Origin of the sequence: Longispora sp. NPDC051575 (genome assembly GCF_040681875.1) — a bacterium.
Classification (GTDB): Bacteria; Actinomycetota; Actinomycetes; order Mycobacteriales; family Micromonosporaceae; genus Longispora.
Map to the genome: position 1 here is coordinate 454,793 of NZ_JBFAZP010000005.1, position 16,946 is coordinate 471,738.

At 69.5% G+C, this 16,946-nt stretch carries 16 protein-coding genes and 1 riboswitch; of the genes, 10 read left to right on the forward strand and 6 right to left on the reverse strand.

What is annotated here, in order from left to right:
• Nucleotides 1–34 precede the first annotated feature (34 nt).
• Entirely contained in the window at nt 35–2,542 is a 2,508-nt protein-coding gene (locus AB0M43_RS16490; protein WP_363725344.1) for an alpha/beta fold hydrolase, read from the forward strand.
• A gap of 177 nt (nt 2,543–2,719) precedes the next feature.
• Nucleotides 2,720–3,535, forward strand: a complete 816-nt coding sequence (locus AB0M43_RS16495) for an ABC transporter permease (protein ID WP_363725780.1) — start codon at nt 2,720–2,722, stop codon at nt 3,533–3,535.
• Here the strand turns inward: AB0M43_RS16495 and AB0M43_RS16500 are convergent.
• Both AB0M43_RS16500 and AB0M43_RS16505 read right to left on the reverse strand, forming a co-directional pair.
• Nucleotides 3,532–5,130 (reverse strand): trypsin-like peptidase domain-containing protein, encoded by a 1,599-nt coding sequence (locus AB0M43_RS16500; RefSeq protein ID WP_363725346.1) that lies wholly within the window; start codon nt 5,128–5,130, stop codon nt 3,532–3,534. The two genes, AB0M43_RS16495 and AB0M43_RS16500, sit on opposite strands and share 4 nt — an antisense overlap.
• Complete coding sequence (locus AB0M43_RS16505) at nt 5,127–5,789, reverse strand: lipocalin family protein (RefSeq protein ID WP_363725348.1); 663 nt, start codon at nt 5,787–5,789, stop codon at nt 5,127–5,129. Before AB0M43_RS16505 ends, AB0M43_RS16500 begins: the two co-directional genes overlap by 4 nt.
• Before the next feature lie 183 nt (nt 5,790–5,972).
• Here AB0M43_RS16505 and AB0M43_RS16510 point away from each other — a divergent pair, with 183 nt between their 5' ends.
• A complete protein-coding gene (locus AB0M43_RS16510; RefSeq protein WP_363725349.1) occupies nt 5,973–6,503 on the forward strand; it encodes a PadR family transcriptional regulator in 531 nt (176 codons plus the stop codon).
• On the opposite strand, the gene AB0M43_RS16515 is transcribed toward AB0M43_RS16510, so the two are convergent.
• The 4 genes from AB0M43_RS16515 to AB0M43_RS16530 form a co-directional block, all read right to left on the reverse strand.
• Nucleotides 6,493–6,804: a hypothetical protein gene (locus AB0M43_RS16515; RefSeq protein WP_363725351.1), complete on the reverse strand. Its 312-nt coding sequence runs from the start codon at nt 6,802–6,804 to the stop codon at nt 6,493–6,495. The two genes, AB0M43_RS16510 and AB0M43_RS16515, sit on opposite strands and share 11 nt — an antisense overlap.
• Before the next feature lie 161 nt (nt 6,805–6,965).
• Nucleotides 6,966–7,817: a helix-turn-helix transcriptional regulator gene (locus AB0M43_RS16520; protein ID WP_363725353.1), complete on the reverse strand. Its 852-nt coding sequence runs from the start codon at nt 7,815–7,817 to the stop codon at nt 6,966–6,968.
• 128 nt (nt 7,818–7,945) lie between these two features.
• Nucleotides 7,946–8,146 carry a DUF397 domain-containing protein gene (locus AB0M43_RS16525; RefSeq protein WP_363725355.1) on the reverse strand — a complete coding sequence of 67 codons (201 nt, stop codon included), beginning with the start codon at nt 8,144–8,146 and terminating at the stop codon, nt 7,946–7,948.
• On the reverse strand, nt 8,143–9,018 hold the full coding sequence (locus AB0M43_RS16530) for a helix-turn-helix transcriptional regulator (protein WP_363725357.1): 876 nt from the start codon (nt 9,016–9,018) through the stop codon (nt 8,143–8,145). The genes AB0M43_RS16525 and AB0M43_RS16530 overlap by 4 nt, the downstream gene beginning before the upstream one ends.
• 100 nt (nt 9,019–9,118) lie before the next feature.
• A riboswitch (SAM riboswitch) is annotated at nt 9,119–9,233 on the forward strand.
• Nucleotides 9,234–9,244: 11 nt separating this feature from the next.
• On the opposite strand from AB0M43_RS16530, the gene thrC reads away from it, so the two are divergent.
• From thrC to AB0M43_RS16565, 7 genes are all read left to right on the forward strand, one after another.
• Entirely contained in the window at nt 9,245–10,501 is a 1,257-nt protein-coding gene (gene thrC / locus AB0M43_RS16535; RefSeq protein ID WP_363725358.1) for a threonine synthase, read from the forward strand.
• A gap of 379 nt (nt 10,502–10,880) precedes the next feature.
• Complete coding sequence (locus AB0M43_RS16540) at nt 10,881–11,864, forward strand: GNAT family N-acetyltransferase (protein WP_363725360.1); 984 nt, start codon at nt 10,881–10,883, stop codon at nt 11,862–11,864.
• A gap of 41 nt (nt 11,865–11,905) precedes the next feature.
• Nucleotides 11,906–12,925, forward strand: a complete 1,020-nt coding sequence (locus AB0M43_RS16545) for a GNAT family N-acetyltransferase (RefSeq protein WP_363725362.1) — start codon at nt 11,906–11,908, stop codon at nt 12,923–12,925.
• A 26-nt stretch (nt 12,926–12,951) separates the two neighbouring features.
• Nucleotides 12,952–13,683, forward strand: coding sequence for a hypothetical protein (locus AB0M43_RS16550; RefSeq protein ID WP_363725364.1), 732 nt, complete (start codon nt 12,952–12,954; stop codon nt 13,681–13,683).
• A 65-nt stretch (nt 13,684–13,748) separates the two neighbouring features.
• Nucleotides 13,749–15,404 carry a phenylacetic acid degradation protein PaaN gene (gene paaN / locus AB0M43_RS16555; protein WP_363725366.1) on the forward strand — a complete coding sequence of 552 codons (1,656 nt, stop codon included), beginning with the start codon at nt 13,749–13,751 and terminating at the stop codon, nt 15,402–15,404.
• A gap of 127 nt (nt 15,405–15,531) precedes the next feature.
• Nucleotides 15,532–15,861 (forward strand): PadR family transcriptional regulator, encoded by a 330-nt coding sequence (locus AB0M43_RS16560; protein WP_363725368.1) that lies wholly within the window; start codon nt 15,532–15,534, stop codon nt 15,859–15,861.
• Nucleotides 15,861–16,826 carry a hypothetical protein gene (locus tag AB0M43_RS16565; RefSeq protein ID WP_363725370.1) on the forward strand — a complete coding sequence of 322 codons (966 nt, stop codon included), beginning with the start codon at nt 15,861–15,863 and terminating at the stop codon, nt 16,824–16,826. Before AB0M43_RS16560 ends, AB0M43_RS16565 begins: the two co-directional genes overlap by 1 nt.
• Nucleotides 16,827–16,946 lie beyond the last annotated feature (120 nt).

Sequence of the window (16,946 nt, forward strand, 5' to 3'; positions counted from 1 at the left end):
AGCCGACGCCATCGCGCCGCGTACAGTCGCCACCATGCGCTTGATCGGTCGCCATCGCCTGTGGGCGCTCGCACTCGTGATCGTCCTCCTGGGCGGCCTCTCCTGGTGGTACTTCTCGGATGACGAAGCCGACTACCGCACCACCGACGCCCAGCTCCCCGTCAACGGCGTCACCCTCGACACCACCTTCTACGCCCAGGCCTCCGGCAAGGCCCCGCTGATCCTGCTCGCGCACGGCTTCGGCGGCTCGAAGAACTCCGTCGCCGACTCCGCGAAGGAACTCGCCGGCCGGGGCTACAACGTGCTGACCTGGACCGCCCGGGGCTTCGGCCGGTCCACGGGCGAGATCCACCTCAACGCGCGCGACTTCGAGATCAAGGACGCCCAGGGCCTGATCGACTGGGCCGCGCAGCGCCCGTCCGTGGCGCTGGACGCGGCCGGCGACCCGAAACTGGGCGTCGTCGGTGGGTCGTACGGCGGGGCGCTGGCACTCAACCTGGCCGGCGTCGACAAGCGGGTGGACGCGATCGTCCCGCAGATCACGTACAACGACCTGGCCCGGTCGCTGCTGCCCGACGGTTCCGGCGGCCCGCCCGAGAACGGCGTGCTGAAGAAGGGCTGGGTCGGCGTCCTGTTCGGCTCCGGTTCGGGGTTCTCCCTCGGCGGCGCCGGCAACGGTGCCCCGGCGCGCACCGTCCCCGGCGACCCGCAGTGCGGCCGGTTCGCCAAGGACGTCTGCGCGGCGTTCCTGGACACCGTGACCACCGGCCGGGCCACCCCCGAGACCGTGAAGCTGCTCCGCGAGGTCAGCCCCAACGCGATCGCCGGCCAGATCACCGCCCCGACCCTGCTGATCCAGGGCATGGCCGACTCGCTGTTCCCGCTGCCCGAGGCCGAGGCCAACGCGAAGGCCATCACCAGCGCGCCCGTGCGCCTGGCCTGGTTCTCCGGCGGGCACGACGGCGGGGTCGGTTCCAACGCCGACCGGGACCGGGTCAAGTTCCTGACCGTCCAGTGGCTCGACCACTACCTGCTCAAGCAGGGCGACGCGCCGGGTACGTCGTTCACGTACAGCCGGGTGACCGGGGTCAGCGCGCAGGAGCGGGGGCTGACGACGACGGGCTTCAAGCTCGACGCGTACCCCGGGCTCGACGGCTCCCCGCGCTCCGTCGACATCACCGGCCGCGAACAGCGGATCGCCAGCCCGCCCAACGGCGTACCCTCCGCGATCTCGGTCCTGCCCGGCCTGTCCCTCGGCGGCACCGGCCTGACCAGCGTCGAGATGACCGGCCAGAACGCGGCCTTCGAATCCGAACCGCTGACCACGGCGGCGGACGTCGTCGGCACCCCGAGCGTGCAGCTGCGCGTCGCGTCCCCGACGGGCGAGGCGGTGCTGTTCGCCAAGCTGTACGACGTCAGCCCCAACGGCCAGGCCTCCCTGCCCAACGGCCTCGTCGCCCCGATCCGGCTCTCCGGCCTGTCCGCCGACCTCGCCACCGCCCAGCCGGTCAACGTGACCCTGCCGGCGATCTCCACCCGGATCGACGTCGGGCACCGGGTGCGCGTCGTGATCGCGACGTCCGACCAGTCCTACCAGGGCCCGGTCCAGCCGGTCGTCTACACCGTGGCCGCCGGCACCGCCGTCGCCCTGCCCACCGCCGCCGGCACCCCGCTGATCACGGCGGAGACCCCGCTGCTGATCGGGCTCGCCGTCCTGGTGGGCCTGATCCTGCTCGGCATCCTGGCGGCCGTCCTGATCGCCCGGGCCCGGCACCGGGGCCGCGACCGCGCGGTCGTCGCCGAGTACGCCGACACCCCGCTGGTCATCAAGGGCCTCCGCAAGGAGTACGCGGGCGGCTACGTCGCGGTCCGCGACATCAGCCTGACCGTGCAACGCGGCCAGGTCGTCGGCCTGCTCGGCCCCAACGGCGCGGGAAAGACCACCTCTCTGCGGGTACTGATGGGCCTCACCCGCCCCAGCGCCGGCCAGGTCCTGGTCTTCGGCCACCAGCTCATCCCGGGCGCCCCCGTGCTGTCCCGGCTCGGCGCGCTCGTCGAGGGCCCCGGCTTCCTCCCGCACCTGTCGGGCATGGCGAACCTCCGCCTGTACTGGCAGTCCACCGGCCGCCCCGCCGAGGACTCCCGCCTCGAAGAGGTCCTGGAGATCGCCAACCTCGGCAAGGCCATCCACCGCAAGGCCCGCACCTACTCGCACGGGATGAAGCAGCGCCTCGCCATCGCGCAGGCCATGCTCGGCATGCCGGAACTGCTGGTCCTCGACGAGCCGACCGACGGGCTCGACCCGCCGCAGATCGCCGAGATGCGACGGGTACTGAAGAAGTACGCCGTCGACGGCCGCGCCGTGCTCGTCTCCAGCCACCTGCTGGCGGAGGTCGAGCAGACCTGCACGCACGTGGTCGTGGTGAACCAGGGCCGGCTCGTCGCGGCCGGGCCGGTCGCCGATGTGGCCAGCTCCGGCCGGCGCCTGGAGGACGCGTTCCTCGCCCTGGTCGAAGGGGGCCCGGAAGATGACCGCGACTGACCGCCGGGTTGCCCCGCGCGGGTGCCTGCCGGCCACACCGCACCGCTGGGCGCTGACCGCGCCAGTCCTGAGCACCACGACCCCCGCCGCGTCCATCCCCCGCCTCCAGGAGGTGCCCCGGTGACCACCGTGACCGAGACCGACGGCCGCGCCACCGGCTGGCACGCCCACCGCACCCTGCGCTACGGGGTGGAGTTCCGCCGGCAGCTGACCCGCCGCCGTACCAAGATGGCGTTGGGTTTCCTGACTCTCCTGCCGTTGCTGCTGGCCGGCGCGTTCAAGCTGAACCCGGGCGGCAACCAGTCGACCCGGCAGAGCGCGTACGGCAGCCTGGTGGATCTGGCCACCGGCAGCGCCCTGAACTTCACCATCTTCTCGCTGTTCGTGTCGTCCACGTTCCTGCTGATCGTGGTGGTGGCGCTGTTCTGCGGGGACACGATCGCCAGCGAGGCGAGCTGGGGGAGCCTGCGCTACCTGCTGGCCGTCCCGGTGCCCCGGTCGCGGCTGCTCGCCGTGAAGCTGTCGGTGGCCCTGACCTACTGCGCCATCGCGGTGCTCCTGCTGGCCGGCAGCGCGACCCTGTTCGGCTGGATCTTCTTCGGCTGGCACGACCTGGGCACCCCGCTGGGCGGCGTCCTCCCGGCCAGCACCGGCACCGGCCGGGTCCTCGGCGTCGTCGCCTACCTGGCGATCCAGCTGCTACCGATCGCCGGCCTGGCCTTCCTGCTGTCCGTGAGCACCGACGCGCCCCTCGGAGCCGTCGGCGGCGCGGTCCTGTTGCAGATCATCGCGAACATCCTCGACGCGGTGACCGCCCTCGGGGACCTGCGCAACTGGCTCCCCGGGCACTACGACACGGGCTGGCTCGGCCTGCTGGCCAGCCCCATCCAGACCGAGGACATGATCCGGGGCACGATCTCCGCCCTGCTGTACGTCACGATCTTCGTGGCGCTCGGCTGGTGGCGCTTCCTCCGCAAGGACGTGGTGAGCTAGCCGGCCCTCTGCCCCGGCTCCGGCTCGGTCGCCGGGCCGGGCAGCGGCCCTGCACCGGAGGTCGGCTCCAGCCCGGGGCCGGACGCCGGTCCGGATATCGGCGCGACCGCGCCAAAACCGGGCTCCGACCTGAAGCCTTGCTCGGACTCCGACCCGACTGCGGCCCCGAACCCTTGCCCCGGCGCGGGCCCGGCGTCTGGCCCGCTTTCGGGCGCCCATTCCGACCCGGCCACCGGCCCGACCGCTGTCCCAAAGCCTGGCCCCGACACAGGCCCAGCGGGCACCCCGAACCCGGGTCCGGACACCGGCCCGGCGACAGCCCCGAAGCCTTGCCCCGAAACGGGCCCGATCGGCGTCCCGGGCCCAGCCCCGACGACGCCCCCGGCCGCAGCCGTCCGCCGCAGCATGAACAGGAACACCGCCACCACCCCGGTCCCCACCGCGACCAGCGCGCACAACGCGATCACCAGGCTCGGCACGGCCGAACTCCCCGGCGTCTGCCCGGCCAGCCTCCGATATTCCCAGGCCTGCTGGTGACTGGGGGAGGCCTTGAGGACCGCGTCGAAGTACTCGATGGCGGACTTGTGGTGGCCGGCGTAGTACTGCTTGAGCCCGGACCGGTAGTTGCGGTCCACCGGCCCCAGCCCGTTGGGGATCTCCTTGCCGCGCAGCACCCCCGCGACCAGCGAGGACGCGGCCATGAAGTTGAACGCCTGCGGTTCGCCGGCCGGCGCGGAACTCACGAGGCCGATCACCCGGCCGGACTGGTCCACGACGGGCCCGCCGCTCATGCCCCCGGTGGAGGCGGCGCTGACCTCGTAGAAGGGGACGCCGGCGATGGTGCGGCGGTTGCTGATCCGGCCGTCCTTGGCGCTCGGTTCGAGGGTGGGGTCGCTGATCCGGTCGGCGGAGCCGGGGAAGCCGATGGCGAGGATCGGGGTGCCGACGGGCAGGTCGCTGCCGTCGATGATCTCCAGGGCGGGGAGGCGGCCCCGTTCGACCTTGAGGACGGCGACGTCGCCCCGGCTGTGCGGCAGGATGTGCACGACCTCGGCGGGCAGCGGGTCGTCCACGGTCCGATCGTCGACCCGCACGCCCCGGTGCACGACGACCTCGCGACTGACGGGGCTGTCCTTCTCGGGGCCCTCGGCGACGGCGCGGTCGAGCAGCGCGGCCACGGCCTTGTTGTTGTCGCCGACCCGGCCGACGGCGGCCAGCTCCTGGGCGACGATCCCGAACAGGGCCCGGCCGATGCCCTCCGCCCCGGGGTCCACGCAGTGCCCGGCGGTGACGAGCAGGCCGTCGGCGTGCACCCCGAACCCGGTGCAGGAGCTGACGATCCGATAGCCGTCCTTGCCGCCGAACACCTCCCCGGTCTTCGTGTCCCGCACCCACGCCTGCCACCGGATCTCCACGATCACGATCGCGGGCCGGGCGATGGCGGCGGCCCGCTCCTCGGCACTGGGCGGCGCGGCCCCGGCCGGTGCGCCAACCCCCACCACGACCAGCCCCAACAGGGCGGCAAGCCCGAGCCGGGAGATCGCGCGCCCCACCCGGCCGCCCACCTCCGTGAGGTGACCCGTGCCGCGCCTCATCCGTAGAACCCGTAGCCGGAGGTGCGGGCCCACACCGAGCGGTAACCGGTGTCGTTGCTCTCCTCGAACCCGGTGGCCCCGCACTTGTAGCGGTCGACCTCGTTCAGCGCGGGGTTCGGTGAGCTGGTCGCGTCGGACTCCCCTTCGGGCACCGACCAGTGGTGTTTGAGGTTCACGCTGGTCCGCGCCAGATACGTCACCGTGTCCCCCGTCGCCGTCCAGGTGAACTCCGCCGACCCGTTGGACTGGAGGCGGAGGGTGGAGCCGCCGCTGTTGGCGGTGTAGGTCACGTTGTCCCACTTCTCGGTGCCGGTGCCGTCGGCCCGGAACTCATAGGACTTGCCGGGGCTGGAGCTGGCGGCGAAGGGGTCGGCGTTCGAGTAGTACTTCACCATGGAGGTTTCGGACACCACCCGCCACGAGCCGATGATGCAGGCCGGCAGCCCGACGGCCCGGGTCGGCCCGGGGGTGGCGCTCGGGCGGGGCGCGGGACTCGGCCGCGTCGGCGGGCCGCCGGCCGGGCAGCACCGCTCGGGCCCGAAGCCGACGCTGGCGACCGAGACGGCGGCCAGCCCGATCGCGGCCACCCCGGACAGCACACTGACGAGGGCCAACGCCAGGATCGCGCCCCCGAACCGTCTCCCGCTCACGTCCCGCATGCCAGAATTGTGCCAGCGGGCTACGACACTTTCCACTGTGGATCTTGCTCACTCATCCGTCAACTGTGGACCCCACCAATTCGGGCTCAATACGGGGATTCCACCACGACACGGCGTGTCTTAACTGACAGCTAACCCTTTTTAGGCACCGAAGTTCGTCATTTCGGCGGACAATTCTGTTCCATGAGGCAGCCGCGCGACCTGAACGCCACCTCCGCCGCGACTCTCGGTCTGCTGCACCGTCTGAGATCGGCCACGGCCGGCGAGCTGGCCCGGGCGGCCGAGTCCGATATCAGCCCCTTCTGGGGGATCACCCGCAGCCAGATCTTCCGGGAACTGCCGCTCCTCGCCGGCCGTGGCCTGGTCGGGGCGGGCGACACGGGCCCCCGCGGCAGCGTGCCGTACCACCTGACCGACGCGGGGCGCGAGGCGTTCGCCACCTGGCTGGTCGGGGTGCCGCAGGTCCAGCAGCCCCGCGAGGAGCTGCTGCTCCGGATCGGGTTCGGCGAGCACTTCGGCCCCGACGAGCTGGAGGTCCTGCTCGGCGGGCACCGCGAGGCGCACGAGGCCCGGCTCGCCCAACTGGAGGCGGAACGGGTCGCGATGCTGGAGGCGGGGGAGACCTACCGCCTCGTGACCTGCGAATACGGCATCCGCTACGAGAAGATGGTCCTCGCCTGGATCGAGGACCTGCCCAAACTCCTCACCAGTTGAGCCGCCACAGTTCCCACTGCCCGTCGGGGCCGAGCTGCGCCGTGTAGGCGTGCTGGACGCTGAGCGGCTCGTCCCCGTGCTGGGTCGGCAGCCGGAACACGGGCTGCCCGGCCCGGGTCAGCACCGCCCCGTGGAACCGCCCGCCGGTCACCCGCCAGTCGAGGCCGTCGTGGTGCAGCCGGTACCCCTCACCAGGGGTCATCCAGTGCACGATCCCGTCGAGCGCGAGTCCGAGGATCGCGTCGCGGGGGCCGTTGGAGACGGTGTCCAGAGTGCCGAGCGCGGTCGCCGTGGTGGCCATGGCTTCTCCCTTCGGGGTCGGCCGGGGCGATCAGGGGGGAAGGGACCGCCCCGGCTGCCCAAAACGCTAGGACCGTGCCCCGACGGAGGACCGAATTCATGCGGGTCAAAGCATAAAATCATCATCTGATTACGGTGGGCCCCGACCCGGCGCGCATCGGTTCAGTCCGGCAGTCCCCGATGCTCGTCAGCCACTTCCCGCAGAAACTCCCTCGCGGCGTCGCCGTGTTGCGCCACCCCATGCAGCGACTCGAATAGCTCCGCATACATGACGATGTCCTTGTGATCGCGAACCTTCAGGTCGCCGTGCATGTTCTCGACAACAACCAGCCGCTCGTCATAGATCGTGAAGTGGTGGAGGGTTGCCTGAGGGATTCGGGTGGTCCACGGGAGCACGCTGATGTCCACACTGTCGAGTCGAGACATGGACGCGATGTGGTCCATCTGCATGGCCATCACAGGGCCGGAACAGAGTCGGCTACGCAAAGCCGCCTCCGAAAACAGGAAGCGGAAGTGCCGCCCTGGTTCGTAGAGAATTCGCTGCCTATCGACGCGTGCTGTGATCATTCGTTGCGCGTTGATGCTTCCAACGAAGAGCGGTTTGACGAACAATGAGCGGATGAATTCAGGAGTCTGCAACAAGCCGGAGATGAAGGTCGACGAATAGTTCCTGTATTCCAGGGCTGCTCGCTCCCGTGCTCCCACGTTTTGCTGATTGCGATCCAAGCCGACCTGACGCATGGCGCTCATGTGTGTGAAGCTCAAGGGACTAACCTGCGCGAGTTTGAGGATCTTCCGCCGAACCTCTGTGCTCGCCTCCAGAGCGTTCAGCATAATCTCGACCTCCTCGATGGAAGGTCTACTGAGGCCGGTCTCGATCTTCGACACCTTCGACTGGCTTACGCCCAGCCTGGCCGCGAGTCTGGAACCGCTCAGACCTGCGGATTCGCGAAGCTCCCGGAGGGCGACGCCCAGCTCCTGGCGTCGTCGGAATAGATCAGCCGATTTCGACATGCCTCGAAGGTAGCGCCAGATTGCATCCCACCCACACCCCGAAGTCCCGATATTCGGGTTCCGGAATAAATATGTGTGGCCCCGGGAGGTTCCCCGAGGCCACACAATCGTTGTGCAAGTAGACCCTGTTAGTGCACGAAGGAGCCACCCTTGGCCTCGTTGAGGAACGTCTGCCAGTCCGCGCTGCCAAACACGAGCGTGCCAGCAGACCGGTCCTTGGTGTCGCGGATTCCAACCATGAGCTGGTCGTCACTCGACGACATCTCAACGCAACCGGACTGGTCACTGCGAGTTGACTTGTGCCAGTCGCTGAATGTGGGGTGCGTCATCGCCGTCCTTCGTTGCTGAATCTCTCTGTCGCCTCTTCGAGGAGAGTCCGCGAGTCCTCGACGCTCAGCGCGTGTGACGAGATCTCTTGGTACATCCCCTCGTAGCGGGCCAGGTCCTCGGTGTCGCTGAGGATCAGGTCCACGGAGCTGGTCTCGACAAAAGCAACCTGCGGGTCATCCGGACTTGCGTACCGGAAAAGCGTGAAGCCCGTGGTCATCGAGGTGCGCTCGTAGATTTCCGAGCTGAACGGCAGCACCTTGATCTGAATGTTTGGCCGCTGGCCTATCTTGATCAGGTGCTTGAACTGCTCAACCATGAGTGCTGGCTGACAGGTTCGGCGATGAAGGACTCCCTCATCCATGATCACCGAATACCGCGTCTCCTCGTTGTCGAGGAGCTTCTGCCTGGTCAGACGGCCGTGGATGGCCGTGTTGAGCGCCCCGGGTTCGGTGAACCCCGGGTAGTGCGACAGGCGCGACCGGGCGTAGTCCTCCGTCTGGAGGAGCCCGGGCACGTACAGCAGAGTGATCTGCCTGATGTCCGTGGCGCCCGCTTCGATCTCGGCGATCTGGCGGTACCGCTCGAACATCGGCCCCACCATCGCCTTCCACCAACCGCGCTGGTTGGCGTCGCGGGCCATGGAGATCAGGATCTCGCGCTGCCCGCCGATCACCTCCAACGCGTCCAGAATGTCCATGACAACCGACAGGTCCGGTCGGAGCTTGCCGTTTTCCAGCCTGCTGAGCTCCGATGCCTGCCAGCCGACGAGTGCGGCCACGTTCGCGATGGTCAGCTGCTTGTCCCGGCGGAGCTTGCGTAACTCAGCGCCCAGCCTGCTCCGACGCACCATTGGGCTGTGCCCTACTGCCATTTCGGACCTCCTTGTCCCCGATCGGAAGGTTCAACGAGCGTGGTGCGGCTCACGTGTCGGGTGGTGGAAAAAGCCCATAGAATGCTGGGCACAACTGAATACCTCATCCAGAGGAGCCGAGGGAACGGCCCGTTGACGCTCCGGCAACCGCCACACATGTGGGTTAGGTGCCAAATCCGGCCCGGATCGAAGATCGAATCCGGGAAAGATGGGAAGGAATCCGCGCATGGCGCTGTCTGCAACCAACTCACCCGCTCGATGTCTCGTGTGCCGTGCCTGCGGCCAGGAGTACCCGCTGATCGCCCAGCACGCGTGTTTCGAGTGCTTCGGTCCCCTGGAGGTCGGCTACGACCAGGCGGCGCTGAACAAGGTCACCCGTGAGCAGATCGAGGCGGGCCCGCAGAACATCTGGCGCTACGCCCCGCTCCTCCCCGCCGGCCAGGACCCCGCCTCCCGGGTGACCCTCGACCCCGGTCTGACCCCCCTGATCAGGGCGGACGCGCTGGCGGCCGAGTTGGGCATGACCGGCACGCTGTGGGTGAAGGACGACTCGGCGAACCCGACGCACTCGTTCAAGGACCGGGTGGTGTCGGTGGCGCTGACGGCGGCGAAGGAGCTGGGCTTCACCCGGTTCGCGTGCGCGTCGACGGGCAACCTGGCGAACTCGGTGGCGGCGCACTCGGCCCGCGCCGGGGTGCCGAGCATCGTGTTCATCCCGTCCGACCTCGAACAGGGCAAGATCATCACCACGGCGGTCTACGGTGGCGAGCTCGTCGCCATCGAGGGCTCCTACGACGACGTGAACCGGCTCTGCGGCGAGCTCACGGAGACGGACGAGTTCGAGGACACGGCGTTCGTGAACGTCAACGTCCGGCCGTACTACGCGGAGGGCTCCAAGACCCTCGGCTACGAGGTCGCCGAGCAGCTCGGCTGGCGGCTCCCGGCCCAGGTGGTCGTGCCGATGGCGTCCGGCGAGCTGCTCACGAAGATCGACAAGGCGTTCGAGGAACTGGTCGAGATCGGCCTCGTACCCGAGAGTGGTTGGAAGGTCTTCGGCGCCCAGTCGAAGGGCTGCGACCCGATCGCCACCGCCCTGCGCGACGAGAAGGACCAGATCACCCCGGTGAAGCCGACCGGCATCGCGAAGTCCCTGAACATCGGTGACCCGGCGGCGGGGCCGTTCGCCCTGGAGTCGGTGCGCCGGACCGGGGGCTGGATGGACTCGGTGACCGACGACGAGATCCGCGACGGCATCCAGTTGCTGGCCCGCACGACGGGCGTGTTCGCGGAGACCGCCGGGGGCGTCACGGTCGCGGTCCTCAAAAAGCTTCTTGAGAGTGGCAAGCTCGACCCGTCGGCTGAGACAGTTGTGTACAACACGGGCGAGGGACTGAAGACTTTGGACGCCGTGGCCGATCGCGTAGGCCCGACGCACCAGGTGAAGCCTTCTTTGCGCGCCGCCCGTGAGGCTGGGCTGTTGTGACTTAGGTCACACAAACTACATAGCGTAGTCAAGGCACTGCGTAATGTGCGCTGGTGGGTTGGCGAGTCGTCCGGTGTCCCCGGGCGAGTCGCCACTCACGGTGAGCTTAACGATCGATAACTATAACTTGGCTGCTTGACGACGGGGAAGTAGAGGCAGAGTATTTTCTCTGCGGGAGGACGCCGTAACCACCGTCGAAACCTGTTTCGATGATGTGCTCCGATCTCGATCGGTGCAGCGGTGCCGCAATTTGGCGGTGCTGCTCAAGCGAGCGTTCTCCCGACCAACGTGTGAGCCGCCCCCGAGGACTCGGGGGCGGCTCTTTTTCGTCCGGGGTTAATCGGTCGCGGGGGGATCGTGCGGCGGCCAAGGTGGACCCATGGACATCATCGAGCTGGACACCTCGGACCTGGCCCGGGTCGAGGAACGCTACGCCGCCATGAACACCGTCTGGCACACCGAGAACCCGGACATGCCGCCCCGGAGCCGCGAACAGTGGGTCGACGCCGTGGACGACCCGTGGCCGGGCGCCGGCTACGAACACTGGATCGCGGTCGAGGACGGCCGGATCGTCGGCGGCCTCGTCCTGGACTGGCCGACCCGCGACAACCTCACCCTGCTGGGCGTCGACCTCTGGGTGCTCCCGGACCACCGCCGCCGGGGCGTCGGCCGCGCCCTGCACGCCAGGGCCCTGGAGCGCGCCGGAGCGCTCGGCCGCACCGTCCTCATCGGCCAGGCGCACGGCGAGGCCGGCCGCGCGTTCGCCGGGACCGTCGGCGCGAGCTGGGCCCTGAACGAGGTGTGCCGCAGGTGGGAGGCCGGCACCGTGTCCGAGGCCGACCTCGACGCCCTGCTCGCCGAGGCCTGGACGCACGCCGAGGGCTACGAGCTGATCACCTGGCGGGACGGCGCGCCGGACTCGGTGATCGCCGACGTCGCCTACCTCAACGGCCGGATGCTGCTCGACATCCCGATGGGCGACATCCCGGTCGAGCGGGAGGACATCGACGTCGACCTGGTCCGGGCCAAGGACGCGGCGCTCGACGTGCGCAAGCGGCGGCGGTACAACGCGGGGGTGCTGCACGGGGGCCGGCTGGTCGCGTACACGACGATTGCCCTTGATCATGGTTTCGACGACTTCGGCTGGCAGTGGATCACCATCGCACACCCGGAGCACCGGGGTAAGCGGCTCGGCACGATCGTGAAGCTCGCCAACCTGGCTTTCGTCCGCTCGGAGGTGCCGGAACTGCGCACCCTCTACACCTGGAACGCCGACGAGAACCGGCACATGATCGCCGTCAACGAGGCGATGGGATTCCGGGTCCGCAAGATCGATCAGGAGTACAAGCAGGTGTTGGCATAATTCGGTCGCGGCGTCGGTCCGGGTTCGTCAGTCTGACGGGTATGCATATCTCCCAGCTCGACGTGACCGACGACGCGGCCGTGGCCGCCTGGTTCCGCGTGCATCTCGCGGCACACACCCTGGAGCGTGCGGACTTTCCGTTCCCCACGCTCGAACGTGACATCGGAAGACTCAGGAACCCGTGGCCGGGCGAGAGGTGTGAGTACTGGACCGCCACCGAGAACGGTGAAACCGTCGGCCTGCTCGCCCTGTCGATGCCGACCCTCGACAACCTCGACAACATCGGGGCCGACTTCACCGTGCACCCGGAGCACCGCCGCAAGGGCATCGGCCGCGCGCTGTACGCGAAGGCCGTCGAACGCGCGAAGGCCGAGAACCGCAAGAACCTCCAGACCGACTCCACCGAGGCGCTCCCCGGTCAGGAGGAGGGCAGCCCGCACGGCCCCGGCCAGGAGTTCGCCAAGGCGATGGGCTTCCGTCGGGTGCTCGACGAGGCGCACCGCCGGTGGGTACCGGGCGTGGTGTCCGAGGAGGAGCTGGCCCGCCAGCTCGCCGAGGCCTGGACGCACGCCGAGGGCTACGACCTGATCACCTGGAAGGACCGGGTCCCGGAGAAGTACGCCGACGACCTCGCCTACCTCGACCGGCGGATCATGATGGAGTCCCCGACCGGCGACTTCACCTTCGAGGAGGAGAAGATCGACGCCGACCGGGTCAAGGCCGGCGAGGAGGTCGCCCGGATCCGGGGCCACATCCACTTCGCCGTGGGCCTGGTGCACCGCGAGACCGACACCCTCGCGGCCTACTCGGCGCTGGCCACCGACGCCGGCGACGAGTGGCACGCCTGGCAGCACAACACCATCGCCAGCTCCGCGCACCGGGGCCACCGGCTCGGCACGATCGTCAAACTGGAGAACCTGGCCTTCTACCGGGAGACGTATCCGCAGCTCCGGGCCATCGACACCTCCAACGCCGCCGACAACGGCTACATGATCGTGATTAACGAGCGGATGGGGTTCCGCTGGGCGAATACCTGGGTGAACTGGCAGCAGGAGTTGTAAAACCCGCCTAATGTTCTTTTATGTGGGTGAAGCTAGCTAGTGTGCTGGTCGGGGTCATTACGGTGGCTCCGACCCCTGCTTTCGCGGCCGACGACCCGCCCTTCCAGTCCCGGGTGTACGCGACCCGCGAGGGGCTCGTCGGCAAGAACACCGCCAACGGACACGTCATCACCTCCCACGACCACTTCGTCGCCCTCCCGTCCCGTCGGGGCCTGTCGGCCAAGGGTGGCGGCGACCGCAGCGTGCAGGTGTGCTCCGACAACGGCCGGTGCGAGTACGCGCCGGTGTGGGACGTCGGCCCCTGGAACACCCACGACGACTACTGGAACCCCGACCGGCAGGAATGGGGCGACCTGCCGCACGGCACCCCGCAGGCCCAGGCCGCCTACTACGACGAGTACAACGCCAAGAAGGACGAGTTCGGCCGGACGGTCGACAACCCGGCGGGCATCGACCTCGCCGACGGCACCTTCTGGGACGGCCTCCGGCTCACCAACAACGCCTGGGTCACCGTGACCTTCCTGTGGACCGGGCTGTCCCCGGGCGCCGGCAAGGCCGAGACGCTGCTCAACCTGCGGTCCGGGCCCGGGACGGACCACGCGGTCGTGGGGCTCGCCGCGCCGTACGCGGTGCTGCCGCTGGAGTGCCAGACCCGGGGCGAGCAGATCGGCTCCACGGACCGCTGGGACAAGCTCTACGGCGGCCAGTACGTCACCCACGCCTACGTCACCGACCAGGTCGAACCCCCACCCTGCTGACCCGTCCATGACACGTTGGTGATCAGATTGCCGAAAGTTGTCACAGTCGGGGCATGATGGTGGGCATGACTGCGGACCTCTTCGCCACACACAGCGACAAACTCGACGCCGCGCTCACCGCGATCCGGGAGCGGGGCTACTGGTCGGCCTACCCCGAATCGCCCAGCCCCCGGGTGTGGGGCGAGACGGCCGCCGCGGACGGCAAGGCTGCCTTCGAGGCGTACCACAACGCGGACTTCCCGCTCGACGGCGCCGAGCGGGTCGCCACCGAGACCAGCCCGTTCGGGGTCGACCTCGGCATCCGCTACCCGCACACCGACGCCGACACCCTGGTCTCCCGGGGCCAGGAGGCGCTGCCCGCGTGGCGCGCCGCCACCCCGCAGACCCGGGCCGGCGTCACGCTGGAGATCCTCGACCGGCTCGCCAAGAACACGTTCGAGCTGGCCAACGCCGTGCAGTTCACCACGGGCCAGGCGTTCGTGATGGCGTTCCAGGCCGGCACCGCGCACGCGTTCGACCGCGCCCTGGAAGCCGTCGCCTACGCGTACGCCGAGATGACCCGGCACCCGGCCACCGCCGAGTGGGAGAAGCCGGCCGGCAAGGGCGACCCGCTGAAGATGACCAAGACCTTCCACGTGGTACCGCGCGGCCTGGCCCTCGTCGTCGGCTGCAACACCTTCCCGACCTGGAACTCCTACCCGGGCCTGTTCGCCTCCCTGGTCACCGGCAACCCGGTGATCGTCAAGCCGCACCCGCGCGCCATCGCCCCGCTGGCCATCACGGTCCGGGTCGCGCGCGAGGTGCTCGCCGAGGCCGGGTTCGACCCGAACCTGGTCCAGCTCGCCCCCGAGGCCCCGGGCGAGAAGCTGGCCTCCGTGCTGGCCACCCGGCCCGAGGTGAGGATCGTGGACTTCACCGGCTCGACGGAGTACGGGGACTGGCTGGAGGCCAACGCCACCCAGGCCGTCGTGTACACCGAGAAGGCCGGCGTCAACACGATCATCATCGACTCGACCGACGACTTCGCCGGGATGTGCCGCAACATCGCGTTCACCCTGTCGCTGTACTCGGGGCAGATGTGCACCACCTCGCAGAACATCTACATCCCGCGCGACGGCATCTCCACCCCCGACGGCGTGAAGACCTTCGACGAGGTCGCCGCCGGGATCGCCGGCTCCGTGGCCAAGCTGACCGGCGACCCGGCCCGCGCCGTCGAACTGATCGGCGCGATCGTCAACGAGGGCGTCATCGGCCGGCTCGACCTGGCCCGCAAGGTCGGCGAGGTCGTCCTCGACTCCGTCGCCCACACCCACCCGGACTTCCCGGACGCGGTGGTCCGCACCCCGCTGATCGTGAAGCTCGACGCGGCCGACGAGGACACCTACGGCACCGAGTGGTTCGGCCCGATCTCGTTCCTGATCGGCACGGCCGGCACCACGGAGAGCGTGGACCTGTTCGCGCGCACCGTGGAGGCCAAGGGCGCGCTCACCGTCGGGGTGTACTCCACCGACGAGGACGTGCTCCGGGTCGTCGAGGAGGCCGCGATCGAGGTCGGCACCCACCTGTCGATCAACCTGACCGGCGGCGTGTTCGTCAACCAGTCCGCGGCGTACTCGGACTTCCACGCCAGCGGCGCCAACCGGGCGGCCAACTCGGCCCTGACCGACGGGGCCTACGTGTCCAACCGGTTCCGGATCGTGCAGTCCCGCCGGCACAGCTAGACAGCGCACTTCCAGCGGGCGGACACCTCCGGGTGCCCGCCCGCTCCTTTGTGCCCACAGGTGTATGGCGCAGCGGGTGGTAGTTCCGTCTTGACGGTACTTCGCTGTCCGCAGTACTGTCTGATGCGTGGATACCACCCAGCTTCTCAAAGGAGTGCTCGACCTGGCCGTCCTCGCCGTGCTCCGCGAAGACGACGGCTACGGATACGACATCCTCCGCAGACTGCGGGCGGCCGGTCTGGACGAGGTCGGCGACGCCTCCGTCTACGGCACCCTGCGCCGGCTGTTCACCGCCGGCTACCTGACCACGTACGTGGTCCCCTCCGAAGAGGGTCCGCACCGCAAGTACTACGCCCTCAACCCCGCCGGCCGCACCCAGCTCACCCGGTCGAGCACGGTGTGGCGCGGGTTCGCCGGGACCATGGACAGCCTGCTCGACGGGAAGGCGGCAGCGTGATGACCACGACCACTTCGGGCGAGGCGTACCTGGCGGGGGTCCGCACGGCGCTGTCCGACCTGCCGCCGGAGGTGCGCGACGACCTCATGGAGGACCTGCCCGCCCACCTCGCCGACATCGAGGCCGAGCACAGCGGGACGCTGACCGAGCGGCTGGGCACCCCGGCGGAGTACGCGGCCGAACTGCGCGCCGCCGCAGGGCTGGACCCGGCGGGCAACGGCCCGCACGCCACCGCGCTGGACTGGCGGCGGTTCGCGGCCTTCCTCAGCCGGGTGGACGTCCGGTTGGGCACCCTCGTCGGGTACCCACGGATCATGGATCTCCTCCTCGCTCTCCGCCCCGCCTGGTGGATCTTCCGGGGCTGGGTGATCGCGAGCTTCCTGATGCTGGTGTTCACCGGCGGCGGGACCGGCCTGCTGCCGTTCGGCAACGGACAGCCGCTCCTGGGCCTGCTCGTCCTCCTGGGTTCCGTGGCGTTCTCGGTCTGGCTGGGCCGGCGGACCCGGAAGACCCGCGGCTGGCCCCGATGGCTGCTCCTGGCCGCCGCGTTCCCGATCGCGCTCGCCGGCCTGGTCATCGTCGCGGAGTCGGCGGACCGCAACGCCCCCTACAACAGCTACGACCGGTGGGGCCACGTGCAGGACATCGTCGCCTACGACGCCGAGGGCAAGCCGCTGAAGGACATCCGGATCTACGACCAGAACGGCGACCCGATCCAGATGGGCAACCCGTTCCGGTGCCTGCAGTCGTCGAGCGTCGTCTACCGCAACAACATGGACTGGGCGGACCGGTGGGTCTATCCGCTGTGCCCGCAGGAGATCCAGGGCCCGGGCCCGATCCGGCGCTCCGCGGACGCGCCGCGCCCGTCGACGTCCCCGTCCGGGGCGCCGAGTGCCGCCCCGAGCGCCTCCCCGGGTGCCACGCCGACCCCGGCCACCAGCGCGAGCCCGTCGGCGGTGCCCTGACTGGCCCGGTGCGGGCGCGGGGTCCGGAAGAACCCGCTCCCGTCGCTGGCCCTGCTCCGGTCCTGTCGACCCTGAACCCGACCCGGCGCGCGGCGGCCGTCAGACGGCCGCCGCGCGCCG